The organism is Allobosea sp. BK604 (genome assembly GCF_004341515.1).
Classification (GTDB): Bacteria; Pseudomonadota; Alphaproteobacteria; order Rhizobiales; family Beijerinckiaceae; genus Allobosea.
This window is the reverse complement of the sequence record NZ_SLZF01000002.1, coordinates 358,668-372,975: the sequence shown is the minus strand read 5'-3', so window position 1 is coordinate 372,975 and position 14,308 is coordinate 358,668. Positions and strand designations below refer to the sequence as shown.

10 protein-coding genes are annotated in these 14,308 nt (G+C 65.5%); 5 read left to right on the top strand and 5 right to left on the bottom strand.

The features are described from left to right. Positions 1–2: 2 nt before the first annotated feature. Genes EV560_RS07185 through EV560_RS07175 form a run of 3 tightly spaced genes read left to right on the top strand, consistent with a single transcriptional unit; the run spans position 3 to position 5,865 of the window. Positions 3–1,796, top strand: coding sequence for a type I secretion system permease/ATPase (locus EV560_RS07185; protein WP_131855051.1), 1,794 nt, complete (start codon positions 3–5; stop codon positions 1,794–1,796). Continuing rightward, positions 1,793–4,468, top strand: coding sequence for a calcium-binding protein (locus tag EV560_RS07180; protein WP_131855050.1), 2,676 nt, complete (start codon positions 1,793–1,795; stop codon positions 4,466–4,468). The genes EV560_RS07185 and EV560_RS07180 overlap by 4 nt, the downstream gene beginning before the upstream one ends. Positions 4,469–4,527: 59 nt before the next feature. Then, positions 4,528–5,865: an HlyD family type I secretion periplasmic adaptor subunit gene (locus EV560_RS07175; RefSeq protein WP_131855492.1), complete on the top strand. Its 1,338-nt coding sequence runs from the start codon at positions 4,528–4,530 to the stop codon at positions 5,863–5,865. A 53-nt stretch (positions 5,866–5,918) separates the two neighbouring features. Here EV560_RS07175 and EV560_RS07170 read toward each other — a convergent pair whose 3' ends face one another. The 3 genes from EV560_RS07170 to EV560_RS07160 form a co-directional block, all read right to left on the bottom strand. Next, positions 5,919–7,502 (bottom strand): ABC transporter substrate-binding protein, encoded by a 1,584-nt coding sequence (locus EV560_RS07170; protein ID WP_131855049.1) that lies wholly within the window; start codon positions 7,500–7,502, stop codon positions 5,919–5,921. After that, positions 7,499–9,022: a serine hydrolase domain-containing protein gene (locus EV560_RS07165; protein WP_131855048.1), complete on the bottom strand. Its 1,524-nt coding sequence runs from the start codon at positions 9,020–9,022 to the stop codon at positions 7,499–7,501. Before EV560_RS07165 ends, EV560_RS07170 begins: the two co-directional genes overlap by 4 nt. Before the next feature lie 173 nt (positions 9,023–9,195). Further along, entirely contained in the window at positions 9,196–10,191 is a 996-nt protein-coding gene (locus tag EV560_RS07160) for a D-cysteine desulfhydrase family protein (RefSeq protein ID WP_131855047.1), read from the bottom strand. A gap of 462 nt (positions 10,192–10,653) precedes the next feature. On the opposite strand from EV560_RS07160, the gene EV560_RS07155 reads away from it, so the two are divergent. Together EV560_RS07155 and EV560_RS36660 are read left to right on the top strand one after the other, a co-directional pair. Then, positions 10,654–11,772 (top strand): hypothetical protein, encoded by a 1,119-nt coding sequence (locus tag EV560_RS07155; RefSeq protein ID WP_131855046.1) that lies wholly within the window; start codon positions 10,654–10,656, stop codon positions 11,770–11,772. Between the two features lie 210 nt (positions 11,773–11,982). Beyond that, positions 11,983–12,117, top strand: coding sequence for a hypothetical protein (locus EV560_RS36660; RefSeq protein ID WP_282568839.1), 135 nt, complete (start codon positions 11,983–11,985; stop codon positions 12,115–12,117). Between the two features lie 405 nt (positions 12,118–12,522). On the opposite strand, the gene EV560_RS07145 is transcribed toward EV560_RS36660, so the two are convergent. Further along, a complete protein-coding gene (locus EV560_RS07145) occupies positions 12,523–13,296 on the bottom strand; it encodes an ABC transporter ATP-binding protein (RefSeq protein WP_131855044.1) in 774 nt (257 codons plus the stop codon). Positions 13,297–13,307: 11 nt separating this feature from the next. Continuing rightward, positions 13,308–14,288: an ABC transporter substrate-binding protein gene (locus tag EV560_RS07140; RefSeq protein WP_131855043.1), complete on the bottom strand. Its 981-nt coding sequence runs from the start codon at positions 14,286–14,288 to the stop codon at positions 13,308–13,310. Positions 14,289–14,308 lie beyond the last annotated feature (20 nt).

The following is a 14,308-nucleotide window of genomic DNA, read 5'->3' as shown; positions in this document are numbered from 1 at the left end:
TCATGGCTCCTTCGAGAGAACTGACGAACGCCAGGCGGCGTGACGCAGCAAAACTGACGCAAGGCTTCCGCTCGGTCTTCGTCTTTCTGTTCGCGATGTCCGGCATCATCAATGTCCTGGCGCTCACCGGCTCGCTCTACATGCTGCAGGTCTACGACCGGGCACTGACCAGCGGCTCCGTCCAGACCCTGATGGCGCTCTCTGCCCTGGCGATCGGCCTCTATCTCTTCCAGGGCGTCTTCGACGTCATCCGTTCCCAGGTACTGGTCCGGGTCGGCGCCAGGCTCGACGAGGAGATCGCGCCGATCGCCCACCGGGTCGCGATCGACATGCCGCGTTTCGGCTTCTCCAGCGCGGAAGCGCTCGAACGCGGCCGGGACGTCGACACCGTCCGCGGCTTTCTCGGCAGCCAGGGTCCGAGCGCCCTGTTCGATCTGCCCTGGATCCCGCTCTATCTCGCCTTCGTCTATTTCCTGCACCCCTGGCTCGGCGCCCTGACCTTCGCCGGAGCCTTCCTCCTGACCTTGCTCACGGTCCTCAGCGAGGTGCTGACGCGCCGCTTGAACGGCACGACGCGCCAGGCTGCCATCGTCCGCAACACGATCGCCGATTCCAATGCCCGCAATGCCGAGGTGCTCAAGGCGATGGGCTTTGCCGGCCGGGCGGTCGATCGCTTCGATGGGGCCAATCGCGAGCATCTTGCGCTGCAAACGCAAGCGAATGATCTCATCGGCACCTTCGGCGCGATCTCCCGCGTGCTGCGCATGATCCTGCAATCGGCCATCCTGGGCCTCGGCGCCTATCTCACGATCAAGGGCGAGCTTTCCGCCGGCGCGATCATCGCCGCTTCGGTCGCCTCCGCGCGTGCGCTCGCGCCGGTCGATCTTGCCATCGCCAACTGGAAATCCTTCGTCGCGGCCCGCCTGGCCTTCGCCCGGCTGCGTGAGACCGTCGTGGCGCTAAGCCAGGCGGTCGATCCGATGAAGCTGCCGATGCCGGCAAAATATCTCAAGGTCGACAAGATCACCGTCGCGGCGCCGGGTTCGGGACAGGTTCTTCTGAGCGAGGTCGGCTTCGATCTCTCGGCCGGCACGGCGCTCGGCGTCATCGGCCCGAGCGGCGGCGGCAAGACGACCCTGGTCAAGGCGCTGACCGGCATCTGGCCGACGCTGCGCGGCTCGGTCCGGCTCGACGGCGCAGAACTCGGGCAGTGGCCGGAGGAGAGCCTCGGGCGCTCCATGGGCTATCTGCCGCAGGAGGTGAGCCTGCTCGACGCCACGGTCGAGGAGAACATCTCACGCTTCGATCCCCATGCGGATGCCTTCGACATCGTCGCGGCTGCGACCGCCGCCGGCATCCATGAGATGATCGTGCGGCTGCCGAACGGCTACAAGACGCAGCTCGGCCCGCAAGGCACCTCGCTGTCGGCCGGCCAGCGCCAGCGTATCGCGCTCGCCCGTGCGCTCTACGGCAAGCCGTTCCTGGTGATCATGGACGAGCCCAACTCGAATCTCGACGGCGAGGGCGAAGCGGCTCTCAAGACGGCGATCGAGGCGGTCAAGGAGCGCGGCGGCATTGCCGTCGTCGTGGCGCATCGGCCGAGCGCACTCGTCGCGGTCGATTTCGTCTGCGTCATCCAGAATGGCAAGCTCCTGGCGTTCGGGCCGAAGAACGAGATCCTCTCCTCCTCGGCGGCGGGCCAGGGCACGCAGGCGGCTCCGACGCAGCTCAAGATGCCTCCGGGCGCTCCGCATCCAGCTCACTTCAATGCCAAGCACGAACGGGTGTCGGCATGATCGAGGTCAAACCCTTCAAGCAGCAAACGACGCATGTCCCGAGCGCGGAGGAGATCTACCGCAAGCCGGAGGATGCGCCTTCCGCACGTGGCCCAGCCGTGGTCGTGCTCGCGCTCACGGCTGTCGCCATCTACCTTAAAAGCCTCTTCCCCAGCCTCGCCAAATCCGATCTCGGTCCGCCCACTGAGAATAAGGAAGCGGAAGGGGCTGGGGGAGACCGTGTCCGGGAAGCCGCCATGGAGGCGGAGGACGAAACCGGTTCGCTTCCTCCGGATGACGAGAATGCGATCGGCTCCGGTGGTCCGGGGCCGGAGGTTGGCGGCATCGCCGATTTCATGGGAATCGATTCACCCGCGATCGACTACGAGCTGTTGCCCCTGCCCAGCTCAACACCGCTCCCGATCGACCCGAATTTCGGGCTCAGGCGCCCGAGCAACGACAACCGCTCGAATGTCGCCTTCGACAACACGGCGGTCGGCCTCCCTGGCGTCGGCGCCGTCAGCTCACGCGGTTTCGAGGCGCTGACTCCTGTCTCCGATCCGCCAGGCGTGAAGCTGCTCGACCCGGACGGGGAGGACGATCACCAAGACGATGAAACCGATGGCGGCGCAGGTCCCTCGGATCAGGATCAGGATCAGGATCCCGATCCGATCCGCAATCGCGCGCCCGTCCTCAGCGGCCCCCTGACGCTGGCCAATACCGGCATCTGCCAGACGATCCTGATCACTGCGGCTGCGCTCTTGTCCGGCGCCTTCGATGCTGACGGCGACACGCTGTCCATCGTCAACCTCAAATCGTCCAGCGGCACATTGACGAAGGTCGAGGGCGGCTGGGAGTTCAAGCCGGCAGCCGGCTATTATGGCCCGGTCTCGTTCAGCTTCGAGATCAGCGATGGCGAGGTCGCCGTCACGCAGACGGCCTCGTTCAGCGTCGTCGAGTTCATGGAGATCATCGGCACGCCCGGCGACGACGATCTCGTCGGCACTGAATGCGCCGACCTTATCGACGGGCTCGGCGGCAACGACACGATCGACGCGCGCGGCGGCAGCGACATCGTCTATGGTGGCAGCGGCGCCGATATCATCCACGGTGGCGGCGGCAATGACCTGATCTATGCCGGGCGCGGCAACGATATCGTCTATGGCGGCACCGGCAACGATACGATCCATGGTGGCGCCGGCGACGACCAGCTCCATGGCGAGGATGGCGACGACGTCATCTATGGCGACGAGGGCGACGACCTGATCACCGGCGGCGCCGGCAACGATCAGCTGTCCGGCGGAGCCGGCAATGACGAGATCCACGGCGATGACGGCAACGACACGATCGATGGCGGCGGCGGCCATGACGTGGTCGAGGGCGGCGACGGCGACGACGTGATCGATGGCGGCGCGGGCCGCGACACGCTCTCGGGCGGGGCCGGCAACGATCACATCATGGGCGGGGACGGCAACGACACGATCACGGGCGGGGATGGCGACGACATTCTCGACGGTGGCGATGGTGACGACGAGATGGATGGCGGCTCGGGCCAGAACATCATCGTCACCGGCAACGGCAACAACCGCGTCACCGCTGGCGACGGCAACAATACGGTCACCGGCGGCAATGGCCAGGACCAGGTCACGCTTGGAACAGGCCGCGACACCGTGCGTGCCGGCGGCGGCAACGACGTCGTGGCTGCGGGAGCGGGCGACGATCGGATCTTCGGCGAGGATGGCGACGACACGCTCTTCGCCGGCGAGGGGGATGACGTCGTGTCCGGCGGCGAGGGCAATGACCACATCGTCGGCGGCGAGGGCTCCGACGTGCTGGACGGCGACGACGGTGACGACATCATCGATGGCGGTGAGGGCCGCGACCGGATCGCGGGCGGCGAAGGCGCCGACATCGTTGTGGCCGGCGACGGCTGCGACGAGGTCGATGGGGGCGAAGGCAGCGACGTGCTGCTCGGCGAAGCCGGGGACGACACGCTCGACGGCGGCGAAGGCAATGATGTCGTCGACGGCGGCGACGGTGACGATGACGTCTCGGGCGGCGAGGGCGACGATACGCTCGATGGCGGCACCGGCGCGGATATCGTGCGGGGCGGCGAAGGCGCGGACCGGATCATCGTGGCGCTCGATGACGACGAGGATTGCTACGATGGCGGCGAGGGCTTCGATACGCTCGATCTTTCCGGCACGACTCTGGGCGTCACGGTCGACGTGACCGATGGATTGGCGATCGGCATCGAGATCGGCGAGGACAGGATCGTCAATCTCGACGCCATCATCGGCGGCTCCGGAGACGACCAGTTCACTGTCGGCGCTCAGGCGATGTCGCTGACCGGCGGGGCCGGCGACGATATCTTCAACTTCGATGTCACCTGCGACGACGAGCAGCGCGAGCTCATCCATGAGATCCTCGATCTCGAGGCGGGCGACCGCATCGTCATCCAGGAGTATCAGATCCGGACCGATCGGGATGATTGCGACGAGACCGCCGAGGGCGAGCGCTTCGGCAGCGCCTATGGCGACAGCGAGGACGGTAGCGAACGGCCGTTCCGCTTCCGCATCGAGAAGATCGGCGACGAAGATTATACTTATGTAGACGTGTATATTGAGCAGACCGATGAGAAGGATTTCACCATCGAAATCCTGGGAAGTCATAAATTTCACTATAGCTGGTGACGTCGCTGAGGCGCGATATCCTGCGTCCATGCCGGATTATTGGAGACAGCACCGTGAACATGCAGAACTTCGCCGCGTTCATCTCCGCCAAGGCCAAAGGATCTGAGCGAGGGAAGAAGGCCAGCTTCCGGCTCGGTCCCCATATGATCGCCGGCTCGACGCTTGCGCTCGTGCTGGTCGTCGGCTGCGGCGGCTGGGCCGCGACCGCCCATCTCAGCGGTGCCGTGATCGCGCAGGGGACCGTCAAGGTCGACCAGAACCTCAAGGAGGTGCAGCATCGCGATGGCGGCATCATCCAGGCGCTCGCCGTCCGGCAGGGCGATGTCGTCGAGGAAGGCCAGATGCTGTTCCGGCTGGACGATGTCCAGACAAGGGCGGAACTCTCCATCATCCGCTCGCAGCTCAGCGAAAATCTCGGGCGCAAGGTCCGGCTCGCCGCGGAGCGCGACAATTTTCCCGCCATCACCTTTCCCCCCGAGCTGGCGGAGCTCTCCGAGAACGCACCTCACATCATCGAGGGCGAGACGCGCCTGTTCGACGGCAACAGGGGCAATCGGGAAAGCCGCAAGGAGCAGCTCGAGATCAGCATCGTCCAGTCCGGGGAGGAGATCAAAGGCCTCGAGGCGCGCCACGTCGCCAAGGTCGAGGAGCTCAGGCTCGTCGAGCTCGAGCGCAAGAAATTCACGAGCCTGTTCGAGAAGGGCCTGATTGACGGCACCAGGGTCTACAGCGTCAACCGCGAATGGACGCGCCTGCTTGGCGAGCGCGGTGAGATAGAGGCATCGCTCGCCCGCGCCAAGTTGCGCATCAGCGAGGCGCGGCTCCAGATCATTGCCGTCGACGATGTTGCGCGCACGGAGGCGCAGCGCGAGTTGCGCCTGGTCGAAGCCAAGGTCTCCGAACTCAGCGAACGGCGCCTGGCGACCGAGGACCGTCTCTCGCGAACCGAAATCCGGGCCCCGATCGCGGGGGTCGTCAACGAACTCATGGTCTACACGGTCGGCGGCGTCATCACGCCGGCTGCGCGCCTCGCCACGATCGTGCCGACCAAGGCCAAGCTCACTGTCGAGGTCAAGATCGCTCCAGCCGATATCGATCAGATCAGGCCCGGCCAGCCGGCGCGGCTGCGCTTCTCGGCCTTCGCGCGCAACAGCACGCCGGAATATCCGGGCACGGTCGTGCATGTCTCGCCCGCGACCTCCAAGGATCCGACGAACGGCACGACCTTCTATGTCGGCGAGGTGCAGATCGACGGCGATACCGCCGCCCTGGGCGAGCGCAGGCTCCTGCCGGGCATGCCGGTCGAAGTCTTTATCTCGACCGAGGAGCGGACCGCGCTATCCTATCTGGCGAAGCCCTTCCTCGACCACGCATCGCGCATCTTCCGGGAAAGATAGGGCATTTTCGAGCGAAGAGCTGAACAAGCAGCGGTCGGCCGGCCCGCCGCCCGCTACTTCTTCTCGATATTCCAGAACAGCATGACCGGCGCCTTCAGCACGCCCGACACGGTGCTGCGCCTGGCATAGGGCTGGTCGAACTGGCCGAGCACGCGATAGGGCTGCATCTCGGCGAGCCGCCGGTGCAGCGTTTCCACGGCAAGCGTGCGGCTGGCATCGTCGGGCGCATCGACGACGGCGCCGCGCAGCTTCTCCGCCTCCGCATCGCAGGGCCAGCCGGCCCAGGCTTTGTCGCAGGCCATGTTGGTGCCGATATTGGTCAGCGGCGACTGCATCGTCGCGCCCGAGGCATAGGTGACGAAGAGGTTCCAGCCGCCCTGGTCCGGCGTTCCCCGGTTCTGCTGGCGGGTGGTGACCGTGCCCCAGTCGGAAACCTGCAGGTCGATAGTGAAGCCGACCCTCTTCAGTGAGGCCGCCGCCACCTCGGCCATGCGGCCGATCGGCGCGATGTCGTTGCTCGTGCTCAGCACCAGCTTCTCGCCGTTGTAGCCGCTCTCCGTGAGTAGCCGGCGTGCCGTCTCGAGGTCCGGCTTGGCATAGCCCTCCGTGCCGGCCTCCGTGCCGTTCGGGCCGCCGCAGATGAAATAGGCATTGCAGCGCCGCCACCATTCCTCGTCACCGAAACCGGCCGCGAGGAACTCGGCCTGGTCGGTGGCATAGGCCAGGGCAAGCCGCGCCTTCGGATTGTCGAAGGGCGGATGCAGGCTGTTCGGCCGCAGCATCACCTGGTTGGCCAGGTTCGAATAGCGCTCGACCTTGATCTCCTTGTTTGCGGCGACGACGGGGACGAGGTCCTGGCTCGGCTGCTCCCAGATATCGATTTCGCCCGTCTGCAGCGCTGCCGCGGCGGTCGCCGGATCCGGCATGATCAGCCATTCGACCCGGTCGACCTTGACGACGCGGCCGCCGGCTAGCCCGTCCGGCGGCTCCTGCCGCGGCACATAATCCGGGTTGCGGTCATAGACGACCTTGGCGCCGCTGCGCCATTCCTCCCGGTTGAAGCGGAAGGGTCCGCTGCCGATCGTCTCGGTGATCGGCTTCATCGGGTCGCTCGTGGCGTCGCTCTCGCGCATGATCACCGGAATCTGCCCCACCGCCGAGCCGAGCGCGAAGGGCACGAGCGCCATTGGGCGCTTGAGGTGCAGCAGGAAGGTCCTGTCGTCGCTGGCCTCCATCCGGTCGGTATACTCGGCGAGCTTGCCGCCGATCGTGTCGCGCGCCATCCAGCGCTTCAGCGAGGCGATGACGTCGCGCGTCGTCACCGGCTGGCCGTCATGGAATTTGAGCCCGGGGCGCAAGGTGAAGCTCCAGGTCAGCTTGTCCGGCGAGGTCGAAAAGCTCTCGACCATTTGCGGCTTGGGCTGGAGATTGGCGTCCCAGGCGAACAGCGTCTCGTAGATCATCAGCCCGTGCATGCGGGTGATCACGATCGAGGCCGCGACCGGATCGAGCGTCTTCAGGTCGGCATGGGGAGCGACTCGCAGGACGGTCTTCGGTACGGGCTGGGCGAGGGCGCCGGCCGCCAGCGCCCATGCACCGATCCCGCAGGCCAGGGCGACCAGGCGACGAATGGTCATGATGTGGCTCCTTCGTGAACGCGGTCGAAATGCAGGATGCGTGCGCGATGGCTGGCCATCCGCAGGCTCCCGTCGGGCTGCAGCCACAGACAGGGCCGGTGCCGCCAGGGGCCATGCGTCAGATCGGCGATCGCGCGACCGCCGGGCAGCGGCGTCAGCAGGCTCTCGCTTCCCGTCGTCCCGGCCCAGGGCAGCAGTGCCGTGCCGTCCGGCCGTATCGTCAGGGCGAGGCCGAAGCTCCGCTCGCGCCAGGCGCCGGCGAGGCGCGGATCGAGAGCCGTCGGCGGCACCCGCAGCAGCCGGCGCGGCACGCCGCCGATCCGCCCTTCCAGGATGTCGGGGCCGGAGGGCATCAGGTCGAGGTCGAGATAGGCTGGCAGGCTGCGCAGGCCGCCCGCCCCGTTCGCGACAAGCCGCTCGAAGCCGCCCATGACGCTGACCGAATCGGCGGCCAGCTCGGCCCAGAACGGGCCGGCCTCGGCGGCGAAGAGGCCGGCCGGCACATCGCGCGCGGCCTCCGGCATCTCGACATCGGCCAAGGCCGCGAGCACGCGCAGCGCCGGCCAGAGCGCCTCCTCCTCGCGATTGGTCAGGACGACGACGCCGATGCCGAGTGCCGGTGCCATCAGCATATGGTTCCGGTAGCCCGGCAGCGAGCCGCCATGGCCGACCAGCGCGATCCCGTTGAGCGTGCTGGCGACGAGCCCGAGCCGATAGCCGCTTTCCGCGCCGTCGTTGAAGCGCCTCGGCGCAAGCAGGCGCTCCAGCATACCGGCCAGCGGGGCACGGCCGGCGATCAGCGCAGAGCACCAGCGCGCCAATCCGGCGGCGCTACCGGCCATGCCGCCCGACGCCGAGAAATTGAGACCGTAGCGGCCGCGCCGCCAGCTGGCGCCGTCCTGCCAATATCCGCTGGCGAGGCCGGGGACGATCTCGGTCTCGTCGGAGACGAAGCGGATGGGCAGGTCGAGCGGAGCGACGAGCTTGCCGATGACCTCCGCATAGCCCGATCCGGTGCGCTGCTCGATGATGCTCTGGGCCAGCCGCCAGCCGGTATTGGAATAGGCCATCTCCTCGCCGGCGACACCATTGAGGCCGGGCAGGCGTCGCACATTCCGGCGGATATCCGCGGCGCTCAGCGTTGCGGTGAAGGGAATGCCCTGCTGCCAGAGCACCTCCATCATATCCGGCAGGGCGCCGGTCATGTCGAGCGCTCGGCCAAGCGGGACCTCGCTCAGCGGCTCCGGCAAGTCGTCCAGAAACTGGTCCAGCGGCGCCTCGAGCGGGACGTTGGCCTGCAGCAGGGCGACCGCCAGGAAATGCTTGCTGATCGATGCGAACCGGTTCGGCGTGTCCGGCGTGAACGGCAACCCATGCTCGATCGAGGCATAGCCGCCGCCAAGCGCATCGCGGATCCCCTCGCTATCGAACAGGACGATGGCGCCGCCGGGACCGCCCTCGCGCCTCCAGGCCTCGACGATGGCGAGGGCTTCCGCTCTGGCCTGCGACCAATTGACCATTCCGGCGCTCCCTGCCTCGAACAGGGGCGCAGTGTCGAGGAAAGGCAGCCGGCAACGCAACCGCCCGGCCATGCGCTACCGGCAGGCCGATCCAGCGTCTCCGCCAGCCTCGCCTGCTGCCCACCGCGATGCCGCTGCCGGCGCAACCGACGATGGCGGCATCGAAACTATCCCTAGAACACCTCGGGATAGGCGAAGAGGCCGGGCAGGCCACCTGTGTGCCAGAACACGACGGTCTCGTCGGGAGCGATGGCGCCGATTCTGACGAGCGAGACAAGCCCGGCCATCGCCTTTCCCGTATAGACCGGGTCGAGGAGGATCCCTTCCGTGCGTGCGACCAGTTCGAGGGCTTCGATCATCGCAGCGGTGGGCTGGCCGTATCCGGGACCGACCTGGGAATCATCGACCTCCACGGCGGCCATCGTGTCCCTCTGGCGCCCTTCCAGCGCAAAAATATCCTGAACCAGCCCGGACACGATGGCCTGCGCCTGCTCGGATGAGCGCGAGACGCTGATGCCGTGAACGCGGCAGGGCAACCCTGCCTCCTCGACGCCGGCGAGGATGCCGGCATGGGTGCCGCCGCTCCCCGTCGGCAGGACGATATGGTCGATGCGACGGCCTTCATCCTTCGCCTGGGCCGCCAGCTCCAGAAGCGCGTCGCGATAGGCGAGGCTTCCGAGCCCATTCGAGCCGCCGATCGGGATGAAATAGGGCCTGCGCCCCTGCGCCGTCAGGTCTGTCATCGTCTCCGCGGCGATCGCCGCACTGTCCTCGCTCGCAGCGAGAACGCGGATCTCCGCGCCCAAGATCCGGTGGAGCAGCCAGTTCCCATTCGTTCGATAGGTCTCGCCGCGATCCGCCACCGAGTCGGTCAAGAGCAGCAGGCAGCCCAATCCATGTCGCGCGGCCGCCGCTGCGGTCTGGCGAGCGTGGTTCGACTGGAGCGCACCCATCGTCACCAGCATATCGGCGCCACCCTTCACCGCGTCGGCAACCAGATATTCGAGTTTCCGGGCCTTGTTTCCACCCCCGGCAAGGCCGGTGCAGTCATCGCGCTTGATCCAGATTGCCGGGGCTCGGCCGTTGCGGCTCAGAGCCTGTGACAGGCGTGGCAGCGGTTCGAACGGCGTCGGCAAAATCGCCAGCCGGACCTTGTCGCGTTGAGTCATCTGAGCGGGCTCCCGACCCTCGTCATGCCGGCGATGCTAACATACAGCCCGCATGATCATCCGGTGATTTGCTCCTGTCCTGCCGGATATGCATTGCCGACACGGAAGCGCCGCTCCAGAGCTGCGGCGCTCTCGAGCCTCTGACCCTTGCCGCCTCGGGCCTTTCGCTCGTTTCCCAACCAGTGTTTGGCGGGGGCCGCGCGTGCGATCGGCGCCAGGCCCGCGATCACCGAATATGTCGATTTGTAAACACACAATTGCCTCAAACGGACATGAGTGTTTGGATCAGTTCGTGATTCGGCGTCCCTCCTGAGGCGTATTTTCGACTGAAAGCGCCGCTCTGACACCCTCATCTTTGGATTGAGGGGCGGCTTGCCTATGGCGACTGCCTAATAATCTGCCTTCCACTGCCGTTGCTACAAGCGCTACGAGCGCGAGCACCCAGAACAGGGGCGATCTGACTTGGATATACTTCAGATACTTCGCTGCGCGAAAGTAACGCTCGCGCTTTTCATGTCGAGCATGGCCCTCATGGGCTGCACATTCGTCCACATGTCCAGCGACAGGCGAACGGCCCCGGCCGAGCTTTCAACCGTCGCGATCTCGTTCAGCGGCTCTGGTTCGGACCTCTCGGAATGGTCCGATGGAGGATTGCGGCAGTCTCTCGACGGCACGCGGGCGGGATGGTCCGCCGGGGCGGAGGACGGCGCCACGATCAGCAAGGCGGCAAGCGTATTCAGCTCGATCGGGAAATCGGAAAGATCCGACACGGCGCAACCCACGGCAGCAGTTTGCAAACCATCGCCATGCCCCCCGGATTCAACGTTCTCGCTGTCGGCAATCCTGCAGGTTTTTCACAGCATCGTCTCGGCTGAGCCAAGCGCGATGGTCAAATCGATCATCAAGGTCGGTCATCTCATCGGAATCATTCTCGGGCTCGGCGCCGCGACCGTGCTGGACCTTATCGTGGTCAGGTTTCTGTTGGCCGGAAAGGTCCGGAGCGAGCATGTCGTTCTCATCGAATTCATGACCAAGATCGTGACCGGTGGGCTGGTCATCCTGTGGATCTCGGGTCTGTCCTACCTCTTCCACTACGTGATGTTCGATCCTTCCAAGCTCGCGAACCAAAAAGTCTGGGCCAAGATCGCGATCGTCGTCGTGCTTACGATCAACGGCTATTTCATCCACAGCAGCGTGGTGCCGTTGATCAAGAGGCAGGTCGGCCGGGCCCTGTTTGCGGGATTGCCCCGCCGGGAATGCGCTCTGATGCTCGCATTCGGAACGATCTCGGCAACCTCCTGGTATGTGCCGTTGATCCTGGGAGCGATGCCTCATTTCAATTTCGTCGTTCCGGCGAGCGGCCTGCTCGGCGCCTACGCCATCCTGCTGCTGCTCGCGATCGCGTCGACCCAAGGCATCGTCCATGCGATCAAGCGAAACGAAGCGAGCCCGGACAGGCAGGTCTCATATGACGTGCTGACGCGCCGGATCCCGGCAACGGTCGTGCACGTCAAGTTCGATGCATTTGGCCCTGCCGCGACGACGATGCGTCGCGCGCCGCAATTGCGGCGGGCGGGCTAGAGCATTTTCGAGCGAAGTGGATACCGGTTCGCGTGAAGAAAATGCGTCAAAACAAAAGGTTAGAGAATTTTCGCGATTCGGAGAAACGCGGAAATGCTCTAGGTGCCCGCGCGGCCAGCCGGTGCCCCGGCCAGTTGAACGATCTGAGCAGCCCGCCGATCGGCAGGTTCCAGTTCGTCGGCCCCTTAATTGAGCCCCTGACGCATCACGATGGATTCCGGCCTGCTCTACGAGCCGCTTTTCACGGACATCGCGCCGACGGGGCCGGAGCAGGTCTTCGACGAGCTGCGGATCGGTAAGCTATTCTCCACGATCAAAGACCTCAGCGAGAGCGCTACCGCCTGACGCCACACCCGCGGCGCACCCGGCGCGATTCGAACCCGTGATTTTTGCCGCCTCGGGCTCTGCTCAGCCGCAAATCCCGCGTTGCCGAAGCGTCGCCAATCAGCTGTCCAGCCTTCACGGTTAGCGCCTGTAGCTCAGCCGGATAGAGCGTTGCCCTCCGAAGCTGAGATTGGCGCCAAGGACCACCAGAAAAAATCAATTAATCACAATTATTTAAGGTCGGAACAGCCGTTCGACTAGCGGCCTGGAAAAGATCGCGGCACGACTGCGCCACAGAGCGGCCGAAAACATAACGTCGCCCAGCGCACCTTGGATGCCTAAGCGGCGAATCCGCGGCCTGCCGTTGCTCGGAACTAGTTGCTCTGCAGTCCAGCGAGGGCGCACCGCTAAGGTTGAGCGGTGGCGCTATTCAACCATACCGGTAGCTTCGAGCGCCTTGCGCACGGTTGTGACGGCTTCCGCGAAGCGCCGATCGGCGATCAAATCGAAGCCACGCGGGCGCGGCAGATCGATATCGACAACTTGGGAGATCGTTCCCGGTCGCGACGACATGATCACAACCCGGTCTGACAGGAAGATCGCTTCCGAGATCGAATGCGTGATGAAGAGAACCGTCTTGCGCCTCGCCATCCAGATGCGCTGCAGCTCTGTGTTCATCGTCTCCCGCGTCATAGCGTCGAGCGCGCCGAAGGGCTCGTCCATCAGCAGGATCGCCGGATCGTGGATCAGCGCGCGGCAAAGCGCGACGCGCTGCTGCATACCGCCCGAGAGTTGATGAGGCAGCGCGCCCTCGAAGCCCGAGAGACCGGCGAGGTCAATGAGCTCGAGCAGCCGATCGGCCTTCGCCGCCTTCGGCAAGTCGCGCATCTCGAGCTGGAGCGCGATATTGTCGATGACGTTGCGCCAGGGCAGAAGCGTGGCCTTCTGGAACACGATCCCGACATCGGCCGCGGGGCGATCGACGAGACGGCCGCCGATCCGCACCTCGCCCGAGGTCGGACGAACCAGTCCGGCGACGATACGCATGAGCGTGCTCTTGCCGCAGCCGCTTGGTCCGACAATGGACACGAATTCGCCTTGGCGGATATCGAGATCGATGCCCGCGAGGGCTCTGACCGGCCCACCGGAGGTCGTGAAGGTCTGTTCGACCGCGGCGATGCCGATCGCTGCTGCGCTCATGATCTCGTGGCTCAGTTCGGCAGGAACTCGTTGCTGAACAGCTTGTCGAGTGCGACTGGGGTAGCCAGCTGCTTCGACGCGACCAGCTGGTCGATCATCGTCTGCCAGTCCTTCTCCGACATCCGGCCGAATGGCATTGACTTCGTGTTCGGCGTCGCGATCGACTCCATCGAAATCTGCAGCTGGCGAATGAGCAGGTCACGGTTGCGGGCCTGCTCCGGGCGCAGCTTCACCAGCGCGTCGACGGCTGCGGCGGGATCGGCCTTGGCCGCGACGAAGGCCGTCTGTGTCGCCTTGACGAAACGCTTGGCGAGATCCGGATTTGCTGCGAGCCATTCCGTATTGGCGGCCACGCCGCCCTCGAGCGCCGTCACGCCATAATCGGCATAGGTGAAATAATGCACGGCGACCTTATCGCGCTCCATCGGCGGGAGATGGAAATAGGTCACGCCGGTGATCGCATCGACGCGCTTCTGCAGGAACAGTGCGGTCTTCGCACCGGTCGCCGGGGCAAGCACGCTGACCTTCGCCGCATCGACGCCGGCAGCCGAAAGCAGCACGGGGAACATCTGCGCCGTGGATTCTGCCGGCGCCATGGCGATGACCTTGCCTTCCAGATCCTTCGGCGACTTGATCGGCGCATCGGCATGGCTGAGGATCATCATTGGCGAGGCCTGATGGACGCCGAGGATCGCCTTGATCGGCATGCCCGATCCGATGCCCTTGGCCATCGTGCCGAAATCCACGAAGGCGACGGGGTCGCCACCCTGCGCCAAGAGCCGCGCGGTCGTGCCCGATCCGGAGCCCTCGTTAATGGTCAGGTCGATGCCTTCAGCCTTGTAGAGGCCTTTCTCGACGCCGAGGTAGAAGGCGGCATGGGTGCCGTAGAGGCTCCAGTCGAGCCGCAAGCTGAGCTTCGACTGGGCGCTTGCGCCCGCAGTCGAGATCACGATGGCGGCGGCCGCGCCCGCCAGGGCTTTGAGCATGTTCATGGTCGACTGTTCCCCTTTTT